This window comes from Pseudarthrobacter defluvii, from assembly GCF_030816725.1.
In the GTDB taxonomy this organism is placed as follows: Bacteria; Actinomycetota; Actinomycetes; order Actinomycetales; family Micrococcaceae; genus Arthrobacter; species Arthrobacter defluvii_A.
Window position 1 is genome coordinate 3,342,897 of the sequence record NZ_JAUSYG010000001.1, and the last position, 16,256, is coordinate 3,359,152.

General features: G+C 66.2%; 17 protein-coding genes. 15 read left to right on the forward strand and 2 right to left on the reverse strand.

Features of this window, described 5'->3' with window-relative positions; all coding sequences use genetic code 11:
* Window positions 1–63: 63 nt before the first annotated feature.
* The 12 genes from QF031_RS15595 to QF031_RS15650 all read left to right on the forward strand — a co-directional run bounded on the left by QF031_RS15595 (window position 64) and on the right by QF031_RS15650 (window position 11,733).
* Window positions 64–966, forward strand: a complete 903-nt coding sequence (locus QF031_RS15595) for a PfkB family carbohydrate kinase (RefSeq protein WP_307430056.1) — start codon at window positions 64–66, stop codon at window positions 964–966.
* A gap of 21 nt (window positions 967–987) precedes the next feature.
* A complete protein-coding gene (locus tag QF031_RS15600) occupies window positions 988–1,872 on the forward strand; it encodes an aldolase (RefSeq protein WP_307430059.1) in 885 nt (294 codons plus the stop codon).
* 102 nt (window positions 1,873–1,974) lie between these two features.
* Complete coding sequence (locus tag QF031_RS15605) at window positions 1,975–3,264, forward strand: ABC transporter substrate-binding protein (protein WP_307430062.1); 1,290 nt, start codon at window positions 1,975–1,977, stop codon at window positions 3,262–3,264.
* Window positions 3,261–4,217, forward strand: a complete 957-nt coding sequence (locus tag QF031_RS15610) for a carbohydrate ABC transporter permease (protein WP_142120217.1) — start codon at window positions 3,261–3,263, stop codon at window positions 4,215–4,217. Before QF031_RS15605 ends, QF031_RS15610 begins: the two co-directional genes overlap by 4 nt.
* Window positions 4,218–4,221: 4 nt before the next feature.
* Window positions 4,222–5,037, forward strand: a complete 816-nt coding sequence (locus QF031_RS15615) for a carbohydrate ABC transporter permease (RefSeq protein ID WP_307430066.1) — start codon at window positions 4,222–4,224, stop codon at window positions 5,035–5,037.
* Between the two features lie 62 nt (window positions 5,038–5,099).
* Complete coding sequence (locus tag QF031_RS15620) at window positions 5,100–6,539, forward strand: NAD-dependent succinate-semialdehyde dehydrogenase (RefSeq protein ID WP_307430069.1); 1,440 nt, start codon at window positions 5,100–5,102, stop codon at window positions 6,537–6,539.
* On the forward strand, window positions 6,540–7,283 hold the full coding sequence (locus QF031_RS15625; RefSeq protein WP_307430072.1) for a sulfite exporter TauE/SafE family protein: 744 nt from the start codon (window positions 6,540–6,542) through the stop codon (window positions 7,281–7,283).
* Between the two features lie 42 nt (window positions 7,284–7,325).
* On the forward strand, window positions 7,326–8,600 hold the full coding sequence (locus tag QF031_RS15630; RefSeq protein ID WP_307430075.1) for an AGE family epimerase/isomerase: 1,275 nt from the start codon (window positions 7,326–7,328) through the stop codon (window positions 8,598–8,600).
* Window positions 8,601–8,834: 234 nt separating this feature from the next.
* Window positions 8,835–10,076 carry an MFS transporter gene (locus tag QF031_RS15635; RefSeq protein ID WP_307430078.1) on the forward strand — a complete coding sequence of 414 codons (1,242 nt, stop codon included), beginning with the start codon at window positions 8,835–8,837 and terminating at the stop codon, window positions 10,074–10,076.
* Between the two features lie 233 nt (window positions 10,077–10,309).
* Window positions 10,310–10,936: a hypothetical protein gene (locus QF031_RS15640; protein WP_307430081.1), complete on the forward strand. Its 627-nt coding sequence runs from the start codon at window positions 10,310–10,312 to the stop codon at window positions 10,934–10,936.
* Between the two features lie 171 nt (window positions 10,937–11,107).
* Window positions 11,108–11,257, forward strand: a complete 150-nt coding sequence (locus tag QF031_RS15645) for a hypothetical protein (RefSeq protein WP_307430084.1) — start codon at window positions 11,108–11,110, stop codon at window positions 11,255–11,257.
* On the forward strand, window positions 11,254–11,733 hold the full coding sequence (locus tag QF031_RS15650; RefSeq protein WP_307430086.1) for a hypothetical protein: 480 nt from the start codon (window positions 11,254–11,256) through the stop codon (window positions 11,731–11,733). Before QF031_RS15645 ends, QF031_RS15650 begins: the two co-directional genes overlap by 4 nt.
* A 94-nt stretch (window positions 11,734–11,827) precedes the next feature.
* Here the strand turns inward: QF031_RS15650 and QF031_RS15655 are convergent, their stop codons facing one another.
* Complete coding sequence (locus QF031_RS15655; RefSeq protein WP_307430089.1) at window positions 11,828–12,163, reverse strand: cupin domain-containing protein; 336 nt, start codon at window positions 12,161–12,163, stop codon at window positions 11,828–11,830.
* A gap of 112 nt (window positions 12,164–12,275) precedes the next feature.
* Between QF031_RS15655 and QF031_RS15660 the strand changes: the two genes are divergently transcribed.
* The 3 genes from QF031_RS15660 to QF031_RS15670 all read left to right on the forward strand — a co-directional run bounded on the left by QF031_RS15660 (window position 12,276) and on the right by QF031_RS15670 (window position 14,792).
* Window positions 12,276–12,683: a DUF1304 family protein gene (locus QF031_RS15660; protein WP_307430093.1), complete on the forward strand. Its 408-nt coding sequence runs from the start codon at window positions 12,276–12,278 to the stop codon at window positions 12,681–12,683.
* Between the two features lie 93 nt (window positions 12,684–12,776).
* Entirely contained in the window at window positions 12,777–13,988 is a 1,212-nt protein-coding gene (locus QF031_RS15665) for a mechanosensitive ion channel family protein (RefSeq protein ID WP_370874570.1), read from the forward strand.
* 51 nt (window positions 13,989–14,039) lie between these two features.
* Window positions 14,040–14,792, forward strand: a complete 753-nt coding sequence (locus QF031_RS15670) for an ArsR/SmtB family transcription factor (protein ID WP_307430100.1) — start codon at window positions 14,040–14,042, stop codon at window positions 14,790–14,792.
* 77 nt (window positions 14,793–14,869) lie between these two features.
* Here the strand turns inward: QF031_RS15670 and QF031_RS15675 are convergent, their stop codons facing one another.
* Window positions 14,870–16,216, reverse strand: coding sequence for an alpha-L-fucosidase (locus QF031_RS15675; RefSeq protein ID WP_307430103.1), 1,347 nt, complete (start codon window positions 16,214–16,216; stop codon window positions 14,870–14,872).
* Window positions 16,217–16,256 lie beyond the last annotated feature (40 nt).

The following is a 16,256-nucleotide window of genomic DNA, read 5'->3' on the forward strand; positions in this document are numbered from 1 at the left end:
GTTTTTCCAACATAGCGTGTGTATATTTCTTCAGTACCAGCCGGAACTACAACGAGGTGGAACGTGCCCCAACCGTCAACTGGAACCCTGCTCTTCGTAGGTTGCGCCACCCTTGACTCCATCGCTTTGGTCCAGGATTACCCGGCGGCAGACAGCCGCACGGTGGCTGCGGACTTTGCGACGGCGGGCGGCGGCCCCGCTGCCACAGCAGCCGTTGCGGCGGCCCGGGCCGGCGCAAATGCTGCCTTTGCCGGAGTCCTCGGCACCGATGAGGAAGGCGACCGCATCATCCACGGCCTGCAGGCCGAGGGGGTGGATACCTCCGCCGTCGTCCGGGATGAGGACGTCAGGACCGGCGCCAGCGTGATCGTGGTCAGCAAAGCCACCGAAAGCCGGGCCATCGTCACCCGCCCTGTCCCGCCGGTCAGCTTCCCCGCCGGCGGCCGCTTCTCGGAGCTGCTGCAGTCCGCCGCCTGGGTGCACACCGACCACCTGGGCTGGAACGCCGTAGCCAACGCCGCCGGCCGTCCCGCCGGGCTCATGATCAGCGTCGACGCCGGCAACCCGATCCCGGAGTTCAGCCCCCGCGGGATCGCACTGTATGTACCCACCATCGAAAGGCTCCGCGCAGGATACGGCGCGGACCTCTCCCCCGAGGCCCTCCTGGGCAAAGCGCTCGACGACGGCGCCTCCGCCGTCGTCGCCACCGCCGGCTCCGACGGCGCGTGGGTTGTGGAACGCGGCGGCGAACCCGTGCACGTCCCCGCCACCCCCGCGACCATCGTCTCCACCCTCGGTGCCGGTGACGTCTACCACGGCGCCCTTCTGGCGGCCGTCGCCGCCGGACTTCCGCTCGTGGATGCGGCAGTCTTCGCCGGCCGCACAGCCTCCGCCTCCTGCGGCGGGCTGGACGGCCGCTCCGCCATCCCTCACCAGACCATCAATCCCGTCCCAGCATCCATCTGAACCAGCTGAAAGAAGCAGCCCATGAGCCCCACAGACCTCTCCCCCCTCCAGCGCCCGTCAGGCGCCTTCGCGATGCTCGCCGTGGACCAGCGTGAAGCCATGCGGAACATGTTCGCCGAGCACACAGACCAGCCCGTCACCGACGAGGACCTGCGCGACTTCAAGCTCGAAGCCGCCCGGATCCTTACCCCTTACGCCTCAGGCATCCTGATCGACCGCCAGTTCGCCCTGGACCAGGCCATCGAAGCGGGCGTGGTGGATCCCGGCTGCGGTCTGATTGCCTCCGCCGACCACTTCGAGTCCGCGCACGGCGAACTGGTGGGCGAGGTGACCATCGACAAGCTGGTGGACCCGCACAAGTACAAGGCCCTGGGCGTCAAGGCCCTCAAGCTGCTGGTGCTCTACCGGCCCGATGAGCCCGCGGAAGGCCGGGTGGCGATGGTCAAGGAGTTCGTTGAAAGCTGCCGGTCCGGCGGGCTGATCAGCATCATCGAACCCGTCTCCCGCAAGCCCCTTGCCGGCGGTGACTTCGACTGGAACGCCGGAATCCTGGCCGCAGCCAAGGAACTCGGCAGCCTTGGCGCCGACCTCTACAAGGCCGAGGTCCCCTTCAAGGGACAGGCGTCCGAGGAGCAGGTCCGTGCGGCCTGCGCCGAACTGACCAAAACCATCGACGGCCCCTGGGTGGTCCTGTCGTCCGGTGTTCCCGAAGACGTCTTCCCGGACGCCGTCCGCTGGGCCTGCCTGGAAGGCGCCAGCGGCTTCCTCTCCGGACGCGCCGTATGGGCGTCCTGCATCGGCGCCCCCGACGTCGTCGAATCCCTGTCAACCGATGCCGTCCGCAGGCTGCAGCGCCTCTGCGCCGTGGTGGACGAGATCGTCTCCGCCCAAAGGAGCCACGCCTAGCACCCCTGGCACGCCGCGGCGTGCCAACGGGGCCACCCCTTCCGCAGCAAGCAAACGCAGTAAGCAACCCAGGCACAGCAAACACTCAACGAGGAGATTATTGTGAGTCAGATTTCACGCAGGCAGGCAGTCGCCCTTCTGGGCGCCCTTGGCTTCGGCGCTGCTGCGGCAGCGTGCGCCGGCCCCGGGGGTTCCCCCAAACCGGCAGGTGCCTCCGGACCGGCGGCCCCCTCCACCGGTGCCGTCACCGGCAAGGTGTCGTTCGCCCACTGGCGCGGTGAGGACAAGGCCGTGTTCGACGAACTCATCAAGCGTTTCGCGGCCAAGCACGACGGGGTGGAGGTGGCCCAGGACATCTCCACGTCCAACGACTACAACGCCCAGGCCCTGCAGAAGCTCCGCGGCGGCTCCATCGGCGACGCGTTTGCCACCTTCCGCGGCGCACAGTTCAAGAACTTCACCGAAGCTGGAATCTATACCGAACTCAAGGACAGCCAGGCGGTGAAGAACTACCAGAAGGGGCTGCTGTCCGCGGGCCAGAACGGTGACAGCCAGCTCGGCCTGCCCTACCAGGTGGTGTTCCCCATGCCGATGGCCAACCTCGACCTGTTCGATAAGGCAGGCGCGGAGATCGCCCCCAAGAACTGGGACGCGTTCCTGGGCATGTGCGAAAAGCTCGCCTCCGCCGGTGTCATCCCCATCTCCTGGCCGGGTGGCGACGTTGGAAACGGCGGCCAGCTATTCAACTGCATGATCGCCAACAACGCCCCCGTGGACGACATGTGCGCCCAGATCGAACAGGGCAAGCTCAAGTGCACCGACGACTGGTTCATCAAGATGCTCAACCAGTACAAGGACCTGCGGCCGTTCGTGCAGCCCAACGCCACCGGCACCGCGGTGGAACCGGCACAAAACCTGTTCTCCCAAGGCAAAGCAGCCATGCTGGCCACGGGCTCGTACCACCTCGCCGCGGTCCGCGGACTCGGCGCCAAGTTCCCCATCGACCTGGTGTTTCCCAACACCACCTCGGACGGCAACGGCAAGTATGAGGGCGCCTACAACGCCACCTTCATTCTGGGCGTCAACTCGGCCAGCAAGAACCAGGCCGCCGCGGCAGCCTGGATCGATTTCCTCTCCGAGCCGGAGAACGCCGGCTACTACGCCAACCAGACAGCCCAGCACGTGTCCGTGGACAAGGTGGAGTACACCAACCCGGACCTGAAGCGGCTGAGCCCCTGGCTGCAGAAGAAGACGGCGCTCGCAGCCCGCTTCCAGTTCAACAACCTCGATGTCCGCAACGCGGTGGAAGCCAGCGCCACCGCTGTCATCTCGGGCACCAGCCCTGAGCAGGCAGCCGCTGCCGCCCAGAAGATTGTTGACGAACGGCTATGAGCATCCATCCCGGAACCGCCGCCAAGCACAAGGCACCGGACAGTCAGGCCGCCGCGAACGCTCCCAAAGTGCGCCGCCGCTCCCCCACCCGGGTGAATCCGGCACTGTACCTGTTCCCGCTCCCCGCCGTCGCCGTCATTGCGTTCTTCCTGGTGATGCCCACACTGCAGGCCTTCCAATACGCCATCACCGACTGGAACGGCTTCTCCGCGGCATTCAACTACGTGGGCCTGGACAACTTCATCCGCGCGTTCACCAACGACTCGCTGTTCACCAACGCCCTGACCAACAACCTGAAGTTCGTGCTGCTGGTGGTGATCGCGCAGACGTTCTTCTCGCTGATCCTCGCCCTGCTCCTGACGAAGAATTCGCGCGGCAGCATCCTGCTCCGCGCCCTGTTCTTCTTCCCCACCATCCTGTCCTCCGTATCGGTGGCCTTCATCTGGAAGTTCATCTACGACCCCAACTTCGGGCTGGCCAATTCTGTCCTTCGAACCGTTGGGGTGGACGGCGGCGCCTACCTCGGCAACGACGCGCAGGCCCTCTATTGGGTGGCTGTCACCCAGGTGTGGTTCCACTCGGGCCAGATGATGGTGGTTTACATCGCCGGCCTGCAGGCCATCCCGCGGGAACTCTATGAAGCAGCGGAAATGGACGGGGCCAACAAGTGGCAGCAGTTCAAGTCCATTACTTGGCCGTTCGTGGCCCCCGCCACCTCCATTGTGGTGGCCTACACCACCGTGCAGTCGTTCAAGGCGTTCGACCTGATCCTGGGCATCGCGGGCAACCCGCCCAAGAGCTCCCTGGACATCCTGTCCACCCGTATTTACAGCACCTTTGCCAACTCGGAGTTCGGCTACGCCGCCGCCCAGTCGATCATCTTCATGGCGATGATCGCCCTGGTCACGTGGCTGCAGCGCCGCCTGCTCCGGCTGACCCCGAAGGGGGAATAGCAGCATGCTCGCCTCGCTAAGCCGCCGCGCCATCCTGGCCATCTATGCGGTCATCATCATCATTCCCCTGACAGTAGTGGCCTTCGGCAGTTTCAAGTCCACGCAGGAACTTTTCGCCGGGCCGTTCAGCCTCCCGCACTCCCTATCCCCTGACAACTTCGCCGAGGTGGTGGGCGGCCAAAACCTGGGTAATTCCTTCATCAACAGCGCGATTGTCACGGGCATCTCCGTACCTCTCACCCTGTTCCTTGCCAGCCTGGCCGGCTACGCCGTCTCACGGCTGAAGGGCTTCATGTCCTGGGCCATCTTCGGCTTTTTGGTGCTGGGCATGGCCATCCCGGCGCAGGCGAACATGGTGCCGCTCTACGTTCTCTTCGGCAGGCTTGGCCTGCTGGACAGCCTCGCCGGCCTCATCCTGGCCAACGTGGTGTCCACCCTGCCCATCGCAGTGTTCATCCTGGGCGGTTTCATGCGGACCCTGCCCAAGGAACTCTACGAAGCCTCCTCCATTGACGGCAGCGGCCCGTGGAAAACCTACTCCTCCATCGCACTGCCGCTGTCCGCGCCTTCCATCGCAGCGGCCGCCATCTTCCTGTTCGTCATCCACTGGAACGAGCTGCTGTACCCGCTGCTGTTCATCCAGTCCCCGGGGAACCGGACCTTGCCGCTGGCTCTGCTGAGCTTCCAGGGCGAGTTCCAGACCAACTACCCGCTGCTGTTTGCGGGCGTGACCCTGGCGTCCTTGCCCGTGGTGGTGGCCTACGTCTTCCTGCAGCGCTACTTCGTGGCCGGCATCACGGCAGGGGCAAGCAAGGGATGAGCACGACGGCGGCGCGTGGCTTTGCAGCCGGCGAACAACTTCCAGCCAACGAAAGGCACCCAGTGAACCTCAAATCAGCCCGGCACCTCGTGAACGGCACATGGCACGCCGCCGGAACCACCAAGGACGTGATTGACCCGGGCAACGGCAGCACCGTAGGCGAGGTGGCCTGGGGCGGGGCCGAAGACGCCACCATAGCCGCGGACGCCGCCGCCGAGGCTTTTGGTTCCTGGTCCCGCACCACGGTCCGGCACCGGGCAGACCTGCTGCGCAACGCCGCCGACCTCCTGGCCGAACGCCGAGACGAACTCGCACACACCCTGGCGCTCGAGGCGGGCAAGCGGCTGCCCGAAGCACAGGGCGAGGTGGACTTCTCGGTGGAGTACTTCCGCTGGTTTGCCGAGGAAGCGCGCCGTGCCACCGGCACCGTCAGCCCGCCCGAGCTCCAGGGCCGCCGCCATCTCAGCAGCCGCAGGCCCATCGGCGTGGCCCTGAGCCTCACGCCCTGGAACTTCCCGGTGTCCATCCAGGCCCGGAAGCTGGCTGCGATGCTCGCGGCCGGCTGCACGGTGGTGGGCAGGGTCTCCGAAAAGGCCCCGTTGGCTGCCACCGGACTCTTCGAGGTCCTGCATGACGCCGGCTTCCCCGCCGGGGTGGTCAACCTGGTCCATGGGCCCTCCCGCGAAATCACCGGGGCCCTGATGTCCCACCCGGCGGTCAGGGCGGTCAGTTTCACCGGTTCCACCGGGGTGGGGCGGCAGATCATGGTTTCGGCTTCCGAGCGCGTGGTCCGGCCGCTGCTGGAACTGGGTGGCAACGCACCTTTCATCGTGTTCGAGGACGCCGACCTGGACGCCGCGGTCGAGGGTGCCGTGCTGGGGCGGCTCCGCAACACCGGCCAGTCCTGTGTGGCCGCCAACCGGTTCCTGGTCCAGGACAGCATCGCCGAGGAGTTTGCCCGGAAGCTGGGCGCCCGCTTTGATGCGATGACCGTTGGGCATGGAGTTCCCGACGACGGCGCACCGGTTCCGGACCTCGGTCCCGTGATCGACGCCGAAAGGGTGTCCGCGGTGCAGGCGCTGGTGGATGACGCCTTGGAGCGCGGTGCCCGCCGCGTCACCGAACGCACGTCTGCCCCCGCAGAAGGTTCCTATCTGGCACCCACGCTGCTCACCGACGTCCCGGACGACGCACTCCTGGTGACGGAGGAAGTCTTTGGTCCGGCAGCCGGCGTCGTCACCTTCTCTTCGGAGGACGAGGCAATCCGGAAGGCGAATGCCACGGAGATGGGCCTCGCCGCCTACGTCTGGAGCGGCAGCCCGAAGCGCGGCTGGGACATCCCGGAGCAGCTCGAAGCCGGCATTGTGGGCGTGAATGACCCCCTGCCCTCTGTCGCCTTCGCCCCCATGGGCGGGGCCAAGCAGTCCGGCCTGGGCCGGGAAGGATCAAGCCTGGGCCTCGAGGAGTTCGAGGAGGTCCAGTACGTGGCCTGGAGGCCCTAGGTGCTGACCACCGGGCTGGTGCTGGGCGCCGTCGTCATGGGTGCCGGCATGCAGAGGATCACCGGGATGGGCTTCGCCCTTGTGGCGGCCCCCTTCCTGGTCCTGCTCCTGGGGCCGGTGGAAGGCGTGGTGCTGGTGAACGTCTGCGGCGCCGTAACGGCAGGCGCCATCATCCTCCGCGTGGTCAGGGACATCGACTGGAAACGGTATCTGCTGCTCGCAGCCTCCGCCCTGCTGGGCATCATCCCGGCCGCATTCCTGATCCGCCTCATCCCACCGGCGGTCCTGGAGATCTCCATCGGGGTGCTCCTCGCGGCCGGGCTAACGGTCCTGCTCGTCCTGAAGTCCGCCACCCTCCCGGAGCGCCGCCGCTACCTCTTCACTGCGGGCGGCATCAGCGGGTTCATGAACACGGCAGCGGGCGTGGGCGGCCCGGCTGTCAGCATGTACTCCATTGCCACCCGGTGGCAGCACAAGTCCTTCGCGGCCACCATGCAGCCGTACTTCTTCACCATCGGCTCGTTCTCGCTGATCTCGAAGGCCATCACGGCTCCCGAGACCTTCCCTGTGATGCCGTTGGCCATGTGGGTGGCTGTGGCCGTGGCCTGCCTGGCCGGCCTGGTGATCGGAGACCTCGCCTCCAAATTCGTCCCAGCCCGTGCCGCGCAGATCCTGCTGATCGTCCTGGCCTATGCGGGAGCGGCCGCCACCATCATCCGCGGCATGCTTGACGCCGCCGGCTGACCCAACAATTTCACTTGGACCTGTACAAAGAGAGGAACTGACATGACGTGGCTGAACAGCGCCGCCCACGCACGATGGCTGGAGGCGGAGACCGACCGGCTCATCCGTTTCGCCGAGGCATCCAAGGTAGCCACAGGCTTCGGCTGGCTGGACAACTACGGCAAGGTATTTGCCGACAAGCCTACCCACCTGTGGATCACCGCGCGGATGACCCACAGCTTCGCCGTTGCCGCGCTCATGGGGCGGCCGGGTGCGGCGACCCTCGTGGACCATGGCATCACGGCACTCAACGGGCCCCTCCACGACGACGAATTCGGAGGCTGGTACTCGGAGGTCGATGAGAACGGCCCCGTGAACGACACGAAGTCCGGCTACCAGCACTCGTTCGTGCTGCTCGCCGCTGCCAGCGCGGTTGCCGCGGGACGTCCCGGGGCCCGGGAGCTGCTCGATGAGGCGCTGCGGATCGCGGACACGAAATTCTGGGACCACCAGGCCAACATGTGCTTCGACTCGTGGAACCGGGACTTCACCGAAACCGAGGCCTACCGCGGCGGCAACGCCAGCATGCACTCGGTGGAGGCCTACCTCATCGTCGCCGACGTCACGGGCGAGAAACGCTGGCTGGAAAGGGCACTGCACATCGCCGAGGTGCTCATCCACGACTTTGCCCGGAACAACAATTACCGGGTGTTTGAGCACTTCGACCCGGAGTGGAACCCTATGCCGGAGTACAACAGCGATGACCGGGCCAGCCAGTTCCGTGCCTACGGTGGAACCCCCGGCCACTGGGTTGAGTGGGCGCGCCTGCTCCTCCACCTCCGCGCCGGGCTCGAATCCCGGGGCATGGACGTCCCGGGCTGGCTGCTCGAGGACGCACGGGGCCTGTTCGATGCCGCAATCCGCGATGCCTGGGAACCGGACGGCCATCCCGGCTTTGTCTACACCGTGGACTGGGACGGCAAGCCCGTGGTCACCACCCGCATCCGGTGGGTACCCGCAGAGGCAATCGGGGGCGCCGCAGCCCTCTACATCGCCACCGGCGAGCAGAAGTACGCCGACTGGTATGAGCGGATCTGGGACCACGCCCGCGACTGGTTCATCGACTACGAGCACGGATCCTGGAAGCAGGAACTCGACGAGAACGGCAACGTCACCTCCACCGTCTGGTCCGGGAAAGCTGACATTTACCACCTGTGGCACTGCCTGGTAGTTCCACGCCTTCCGCTGGCACCCGGGCTGGCGCCGGCACTCGCTGCAGGCCTGCTGGACTCACGCATCACCGGATCCCTCCAGGCCAACGAACCCGGCCACCGCTGACGCGTGTTCCGCTCCTGGCATCTTTCCCCTGAACTACCTCTTTCGAAAGGACGCACCATGTCTGCCAGGTAGCCCAGTTCCGGCCGGTGGTGGAGCCGGAGGAAAGGGCGCGGTGGGCAGGAACGGGTGATCGTGTCACGTCTGTGACAGCCGCTTTGTTTTGGTAAATTTAATGGAGGAATTGCAGGCGAGCAGAGCCGCGTTCCACCCCCTCCCCTTGAATGGACCACCCCCATGTCTTCCGCGATCCCTGCGCCGGAACCTGCCCGATTTCCCTATGCCGCGATGTTGGTCCTGGCCACCATCGCATTTACCGCCATTACCACCGAGCTCCTCCCGTCCGGGCTGCTGCCGCAGATCAGCAGCGGCCTGGACGTGTCTGAACCGGTGGCCGGCTACCTGGCGGCGGCCTATGCCGCCGTCATTGTGGTCACGGTGGTTCCGGCAGCGCGGCTACTCGGCAAGATCCCGCGGCATGCCCTGCTGGTGGGGCTGGTCCTGACCTTCGCGCTCAGCAACGCGATGGTGGGACTGGCACCTGATTTCACCGCTGCGATGATCGCCAGGCTGGTGGGTGGCCTGGCGCACGGGCTGCTCTGGACCACCATGGCGCCGTTCGTGTCCCGGGTGGTTCCGGCGGACAAGGTGGGCAAGGCCCTGGCCATCGTGTTCAGCGGCAACAGTCTGGGCCTGGCCATCGGCGCCCCGGTGGGAACCGCCCTGGGCGGGTTCCTGGGCTGGCGCGCCGCGTTCATGGTGCTCGCCGGATTCGGGGTGCTCCTGACCGTCCTCGCGTTCTGGCTGCTCCCCCGTGTACAGCGCAGCACCGACACAGCCCGCCCGTCCCTCCGCAAGGCAATCGGCCAGCCGGGCGTGAAATCGGTGGCCACCGCCTGGCCGCTGCTGGTGCTGGCCCACTTCGCCCTGTTCACGTACATCGCGCCGTTCATCCGCGAGGCGAACCTGCCGGACTATGCCACCAGCGTCTCCCTCACCGTGCTCGGCGGCTCCGGCCTGCTGGGCATTTGGATCGCAGGGCTCACCGTGGATTCGCGTCCCCGGCGTTCGCTGCTGATTACGACGGTTGCCATCGCTGCCTCGATGTTCCTCCTGCCCCTCGCGGTGGGAAACCTTCCCGTAGCCCTGGTCCTGATGACCGTTTGGGGAGCAGGCCTGGGCGCCATCGGCATTTACAACCAGTCAGCGATCCTCCGTGCAGGCGGTGAGGACAGCGAGGCCGCCAACGGGCTTACGGTCCTCACCATTCAGGTGGGCATCACCATTGGCGCGCTGTACGGTTCCGCCGCGCTGGTGGTTGGCGGCCCGATGCTGGTTCCGGCCGCCGCGGCGATCCCTGTGGTGGCCGCGTTCATCATCACCCTTGCCGGAAAGAGGTACGCCTACCCGCCCGGCCCCCGCGAGCGGACGTGGTTGGAGCCCCTCCCCGTCGCCGACAAAGTCCAGGATCCCGCCTAGGCCCCGCATCGATTGCTCCGTACCGGTCGTTTACAGCTCTCAAAACGGCACTTACGGAGCAATCGATGGGTGGTTCTCCGTGCGCTGCGGGCCTGCGGACCGCCGTCCTATGACAAATTAGTCACAAGATTCTTGGAAACCCGTAACCTCCATGACGCGGATTTCGATTCACTAAGTGCGGGGCAACCCGCGGAGTTGAACGTAATCCAGGAAATTCGTCAACGGAGGGTCTCATGTCTTTCTTCACGTTCTCAGGTAACAAGCTCGCCATGGCCGTGCTCGCAGCAGGCGCCCTGGCGGTCGGCGGCACAGGCGTAGCCGCGATGGCAGAGTCGTCGCCGGACACGCCATCGGTCCTCGCCGGGACCGAGTCCCCGGAGCCCAGCCCCACGGCACCCGAAACCGAATCCCCCGAGGCCAGCCCCACCGAAACCGAGACGGAGGCACCGGAGCCGGCACCAACGGAGACGGAAACGGAGGCTCCGGAACCCGTTCCCGCAGAAACGGCGGAACCTGAACCAACGCAAACAGCCGCTCCTGTGGGACCTGACGCATTCGGCCCTGCCGCCTTTGGCCTGTGCAACGCGTTCACCAACGGCGGCCTGGGCACCACGTCCACGGCCTACAAAGCGCTGGTCCAGGCAGCCGGCGGGGAGGACGCTGTTGGCGCGTACTGCTCCACTGTTGCTGCTCCCCAAGGCCGCGATGAGGACGGCAGCGATGCCCCGGCCGCCTCCGGGCAGGCCCAGGTGCAACGGCAGCAGGTACAGGAGCAGCGCCAGGGCGCATCCGCAGCCAACAGCGGTGGGCACCATGCAGCAGCCGGCAACGGTGCCAAGCAGGGCGGCGGACAGCGTTAGCCTGATGCCGGCGTACGGTTGCGCCGGAACGCCCACGGTTCCGGCGCAACCGGCCATCGGGAGACCACTGCGAAGCAACCCTGCCGCAGGGGGCGGACGCGAAGGACAGAGCACGAGGCAGGGCGGTCCGGCCACACGGACGACAGCAGTTTGCAGCAGGACCGGCAACACGTGATTGCGCTGTGGATCGTCGCTGACCTTTCGGTGGGGACGACCGCGGAGATCATGGGCAAGACCCCGGGGGCCATCAAACAACTGCAGCGCCTGGCGCTGTGCCGGCTGCGCAAGCTCCGCACCGCATTACGGGAGGACCGGTCATGACAGGTGACGACAACCCCCGGCAGGAACGCAGGCTGGATGACGAACGCGCCGTCGGGGAACTGCTGGAGGAGGCAGGCCTTGCCGGGGATCCAGTCCTCCGGCATGTGCTGCTGCAGGTCCGGGAGCTCAGGGTTTCCGCTGTCCCGGTGCCGTCGTCCAAGCTGGCCGCCTTGTTGGCTGACCCGGACACGGCACGGGGCATTCGTCTCGAGGCGGGCAAACCTCTGAAGAAGACGCGCGCGGTGTTCACCGTGCTGGCGGTGGCCGCCTTGTTCCGTGTCGCCGGCGGCTCAGCTGGGAACGAGGGTATACGCCGGGCCGCGGAGGGAAGCATCAGCGCCGTGATGGAGTGGTTCGCTCCCCAGGCTCCCGCCGCTCCTTTGCCCGCCCCGCCACCCGAGGCGGAGGCACCCAACCCGGCTCCCGCCGTCGTACCGGTGCATGGTGAATGGCTTGCAGGCAACAACAAGGGATAAGCCGGATCTGCCAGCTGGCCCGGGAGACAAAGGGGCTCCCGCGCGCTGACAGTCCAGCGGACGAGCAACCGAGGTCAGTCGCGAGCAGCCGAGGTCAGTCGCGGTACTTGGCCACCGTGAACAGGAACGTGGAGTCCTCTTCAGCGTGCAGGCTGTGCAGGCCGGGCGGGACGATCAGCAGGTCGCCGGTCTTGCCCTGCCACGACTCCCCGCCGGCCTTGAGGCTCACGCAGCCCTGGACCACGAAGACCGTGGCGTCGCCGGGGTTCTGGTGCTCACTCAGCTGCGTTCCGGCCTTCATGGCCATGACGGTCTGCCGGAGGATCTTCTCGTGTCCGCCGTAGACGGTGTCAGCAGCCCGGCCATTGGTGGAGGTGACGGCAGCCTCGAGCTGCTGCCGGGCCAGCGCGTCGATCGATATCTTCTGCATGCGCCCAAGGCTACCCGCGTTCTTCCCGCCACGGGCCCCGTTATTTCATTGATGCAGGAATCCCCTGCGGCGGGGATGGAGCAACGCTGTGGTGGGTCCTAATCTTCGAAGCATGAACGCCATGGCGCAGATCTTCGCGGTACTGGCCGCAGCCATCTACATCTTCGTGTTTCCGGTGGAGAGTTTCCTCCTTCGCCGCAGCCGGTGGGCGCAGAAATTCCTGAGCACGCCGCCCGAGAATGTCCGCGCAGTGATGATGTGGGCCATCCCCACCGGGTACAAGAACCTGGTGATTGCGCTTGGCGTCATCGCCGGGGTGGTCGCAGCCAACTCCGAACAGCTCGTGGTGGGCTACACGCTGGTGGTCTACTGCTGCGCCAACATGGTCCTCACCGCCCCTACCATGCTGTTGGCAGACCTGCAGGGGCACTACCCCAGGAAGTGGGAGAGCCTGCCGGGGACTCTCGCGGCCACGGTCCCTGCCTTGATTGCCCTGCTCCTGCTGCCCCTCGGGCCATAGCCGCCCGGACGTGCCATTGGCAATCCCCCGATTTCGAACGCCCGGCAAAGACTTGATAGACCTTAAAAGGTGCTTGACGTCCTGAATCCCGCCCTGCCCTTTATCGCCATGGCCCTGGCGGTGGTTGCCGGACTCACGCTGAGCTGGCTCCTCCGCAAGATCGTCCTGAAACTCAACCGGAAACGCCCCGAACTGCAGGCCACCTCCCGGGTGGCCCGTCAACCGCTGCGCCTGGCACTGTGCCTGGTAAGCGTCCGCACCGCGCTGGGACTGACGGCGGGAAGCGAAAGCTGGCACGCCGGCGTCGACCACCTCCTCCTGATTGCCCTCATCGCTGCGGTGGCGTGGCTCGTCATCGCGGTCCTCCTGATCGTGGAGGCGGTGGTGCTGAACCGGCACAGCGTGAACGTGGCGGACAACCGGCGGGCGCGGCGGCTGCGGACCCAGCTGATCCTGGCACGCCGGATAGCCGTGGCGCTGGTGGTGGTGCTCGCCGCCGGTACCGCGATGCTGACCTTCCCGGCCATCCAGGCGTTCGGTGCCGGGCTGCTGGCGTCCGCGGGCGTGATCTCCATCGTGGCCGGCTTGGCCGCGCAGACGTCCCTGGTGAACGTTTTTGCCGGCATGCAGCTGGCGTTCACAGATGCCATCCGCGTGGACGACGTGGTGGTGGTGCAGAAGGAGTGGGGCCGGATCGAGGAAATCACCCTCACCTACGTGGTGGTCCATCTGTGGGATGACCGCCGTCTGATCCTGCCGTCCACCTATTTCACCACCACGCCCTTCGAGAACTGGACGCGCCGCCAGTCCGAGGTGATGGGCACCGTGGAGTTGGACCTCGACTGGCGCGCCCCCGTGGAGGACATGCGCACCGAACTGCGCCGTGTCCTGGCCGGTACCGAGCTGTGGGACGAACGCGTGGGGGTGCTGCAGATTACCGACGCGACCGGCGGCTTTGTCCGCGCGCGGATCCTGGTCAGCGCCGCGGACAGCGCCGCGCTTTTCGACCTACGGTGCCTGGTCCGCGAAACCATGGTCACGTTCCTCCAGCAGAGCCACCCGGAGGCACTGCCGCACCAGCGCTGGGAGCAGGCAGCGGACGACGCCGGCACCGCCACCCGGCACAGGGCACCGCTGCGCGGGCCGGGTTCGCCCGCTGCCGCCGGCCCGCGCGCCCCGGCCGATCCGCACGAATCGCAGCTGTTCACCGGCTCCACCGAGGCGGTTGAGCGGTCTCGCGCCTTCTCGGGACCGGGTGATGAGGTGTTCGAGGAACGCGACAGGAATCTGGCCTCCCGGAACTGATGGGTGCAAAGCCCTTGAAAGGTGACCATTTGGTCACCTATTATTGCTGTCATGGACGACGTGTTCAAGGCACTCTCCGACCCCACCCGGCGGGACCTGCTCGATGAGCTGTTCCGCGAGGACGGCCAGACCCTGAGCGCACTTGAGGCACGGTTCGACATGACCCGGTTCGGGATCGCCAAGCACCTCCGCATTTTGGAGGACGCCGGCCTGGTGGTGACCCGTCGTCGCGGACGGGAAAAGCTGCACTTCCTGAATCCGGTCCCCATCCGCCTGGTCCACGACCGGTGGGTCAGCAAATACGCAGAACCATGGGCCGCTGCCCTCAGCGACCTCAAATCCAGATTGGAAAGTCCCATGGAAAAGATCTTCGAGATTTACATCAAGACCACGCCCGAACGGCTCTGGGAAGCCATCACGGACAGCGACATCCGCAGCAAGTACCAGTTCGGGAACACCCTCGAGGCGGACTGGTCGCGGGGCGGCCGGTTCGTGATGGGCAATCCCAAGGCGGGCGCCGCCCTAGGTGAAGGCGAGAACCTGGAGGTGGACCCGCCCCGCCGACTGGTCCAGACCATGCGCGCGTTGTGGGGCGAGGACGTCAAGGCCGAGGGCACGTCCAGGATCACCTGGGAGATCGAGCCCGTGGGCGACTCCTGCCACCTCACCGTCACCCACAGCGACCTGCGCGAGGGCGCCAACGAACAGCTCTACGGCGGCTGGCCAATGATCCTCTCCGGCCTGAAGACCTGGCTGGAAACCGGCGAAAAGCTCACCACGCCCGGATCACTGATGTACACGTAAGACCTTGTAAAGCACGACGGCGGCGGCCGTCCCGTTGGTGGGATGGCCGCCGCCGCGGAGGTGCTTCGTCAGGCAGGCTAGGCGCGGGGAATGCGGACGATCACGGGGCCAAAGCGGCCAGGTGACAGCGTCACTTCGACGTTTTCGTCCTTGACTTCAATGGTGCCGCCGGTCCCCTCCATTGTTGCGTTCGCAGGATCGAACTGGCGTCCGCCCAGCGAAAGCAACACGTGGCCCGCTTCGCCTTGGGAGTCAACGAAGGCTACGACTTCCGTGCCGTGGTCCACCCACCGGACCCATGCGTCCCCCTGGTCTGCGACGGGAGCGTCTTCCAGCGGGCGGGCACCCACGAGGTACTGCTTGGCGGCAGCCATCCAGTGGCCGAGGTCGGTCAGGGCCTGGCGCTGGATCTCGGGGATGGTCCCGTCGGCCCGGGGCCCCACGTTGAGCAGGAAGTGGCCGCCGCGGGATACCACGTCGGTCAGGTGGCGGGCCAGCTGTTGTCCGGTCAGCGACTGCTCCGGGCCCTCCACCTGGTTGTAGCCGAAGGAGAAGCCGATGCCCCGGCAGTTCTCCCACTCGGATTCAGACTCGTTCTCCCTGGCGGCTTCGTACTCGCTGGTGCCATAGTCCTGGTGGGTGGCGCCCCAGCGGTCGTTGACCACACCGTCCGGGACTGCGGAGTAGAAGTGCTGGAACAGCGTTCCCAGCCCATCCTCGCCAAAGTGCTTGCCGGCGTCGGGCCAATTGATGTCATTCCACAGGATGTGGGGGCGGTACTTGTCCACCAGGTCCACCACGTGGTTGTAGGCGTATTCGGCGTAGCCTGTGTCCTTGGGGCGGGACGTGTCGTGGACGCTTTCGCTGGTGGTGTGCGGCGGGAAGGGGCGCACGTGCCAGTCCAGTCCGCCGGAATAGTACAGGCCCAGCTTCAGCCCCTTGTCCTCCACGGCCCGGGCGATTTCGCCGATCAGGTCCCTCCGCGGTCCGCGGTGGACCGTGTTCCGCTCCCCCGTCCCCGGGGCATCCCAAAGGGCGATGCCGTCATGGTGTTTCGTCGTGGGAACCACGTAATCGGCGCCCGCGGATTTGAACAGTTCCACCCAATCCGCCGAATCGAACTGTTCAGCTTTCCATTGGTCCAGGAACGCGTCGTAGTCCTCACCGCCGAATACGTCGCGGTGGTGCCGCTGAGCAGGGCTGCCGGCAATGCGGATGGTGTTGTAGTACCACTCCGCATAGGGGTTGTGGGTAAACCACTCGCGGTCCTCGATGGTGCCGAGGGCGCCGATTGGTTCAGCCCAGGCGGGAACGGAGTAGGCGCCCCAGTGGATGAAGATGCCGAACGGGGCGTTCTGGAACCACTCGGGGACCGGCCGGGACAACGTGTTCCATTCTTCAGGCGTGGCCGTACTCTCAGTCATGCTGAACTCCAGTTCGTTGGGATTTGTTTCTTGGGAAAAT

Bases quoted from the DNA above. Each gene is read 5' to 3' on its own strand.
- QF031_RS15600 (WP_307430059.1), top strand. From the start codon at position 988: ATGAGCCCCACAGACCTCTCCCCCCTCCAGCGCCCGTCAGGCGCCTTC.
- QF031_RS15610 (WP_142120217.1), top strand. From the start codon at position 3,261: ATGAGCATCCATCCCGGAACCGCCGCCAAGCACAAGGCACCGGACAGT.
- QF031_RS15615 (WP_307430066.1), top strand. From the start codon at position 4,222: ATGCTCGCCTCGCTAAGCCGCCGCGCCATCCTGGCCATCTATGCGGTC.
- QF031_RS15630 (WP_307430075.1), top strand. From the start codon at position 7,326: ATGACGTGGCTGAACAGCGCCGCCCACGCACGATGGCTGGAGGCGGAG.
- QF031_RS15635 (WP_307430078.1), top strand. From the start codon at position 8,835: ATGTCTTCCGCGATCCCTGCGCCGGAACCTGCCCGATTTCCCTATGCC.
- QF031_RS15640 (WP_307430081.1), top strand. From the start codon at position 10,310: ATGTCTTTCTTCACGTTCTCAGGTAACAAGCTCGCCATGGCCGTGCTC.
- QF031_RS15650 (WP_307430086.1), top strand. From the start codon at position 11,254: ATGACAGGTGACGACAACCCCCGGCAGGAACGCAGGCTGGATGACGAA.
- QF031_RS15655 (WP_307430089.1), bottom strand. From the start codon at position 12,163: ATGCAGAAGATATCGATCGACGCGCTGGCCCGGCAGCAGCTCGAGGCT.
- QF031_RS15660 (WP_307430093.1), top strand. From the start codon at position 12,276: ATGAACGCCATGGCGCAGATCTTCGCGGTACTGGCCGCAGCCATCTAC.
- QF031_RS15670 (WP_307430100.1), top strand. From the start codon at position 14,040: ATGGACGACGTGTTCAAGGCACTCTCCGACCCCACCCGGCGGGACCTG.
- QF031_RS15675 (WP_307430103.1), bottom strand. From the start codon at position 16,216: ATGACTGAGAGTACGGCCACGCCTGAAGAATGGAACACGTTGTCCCGG.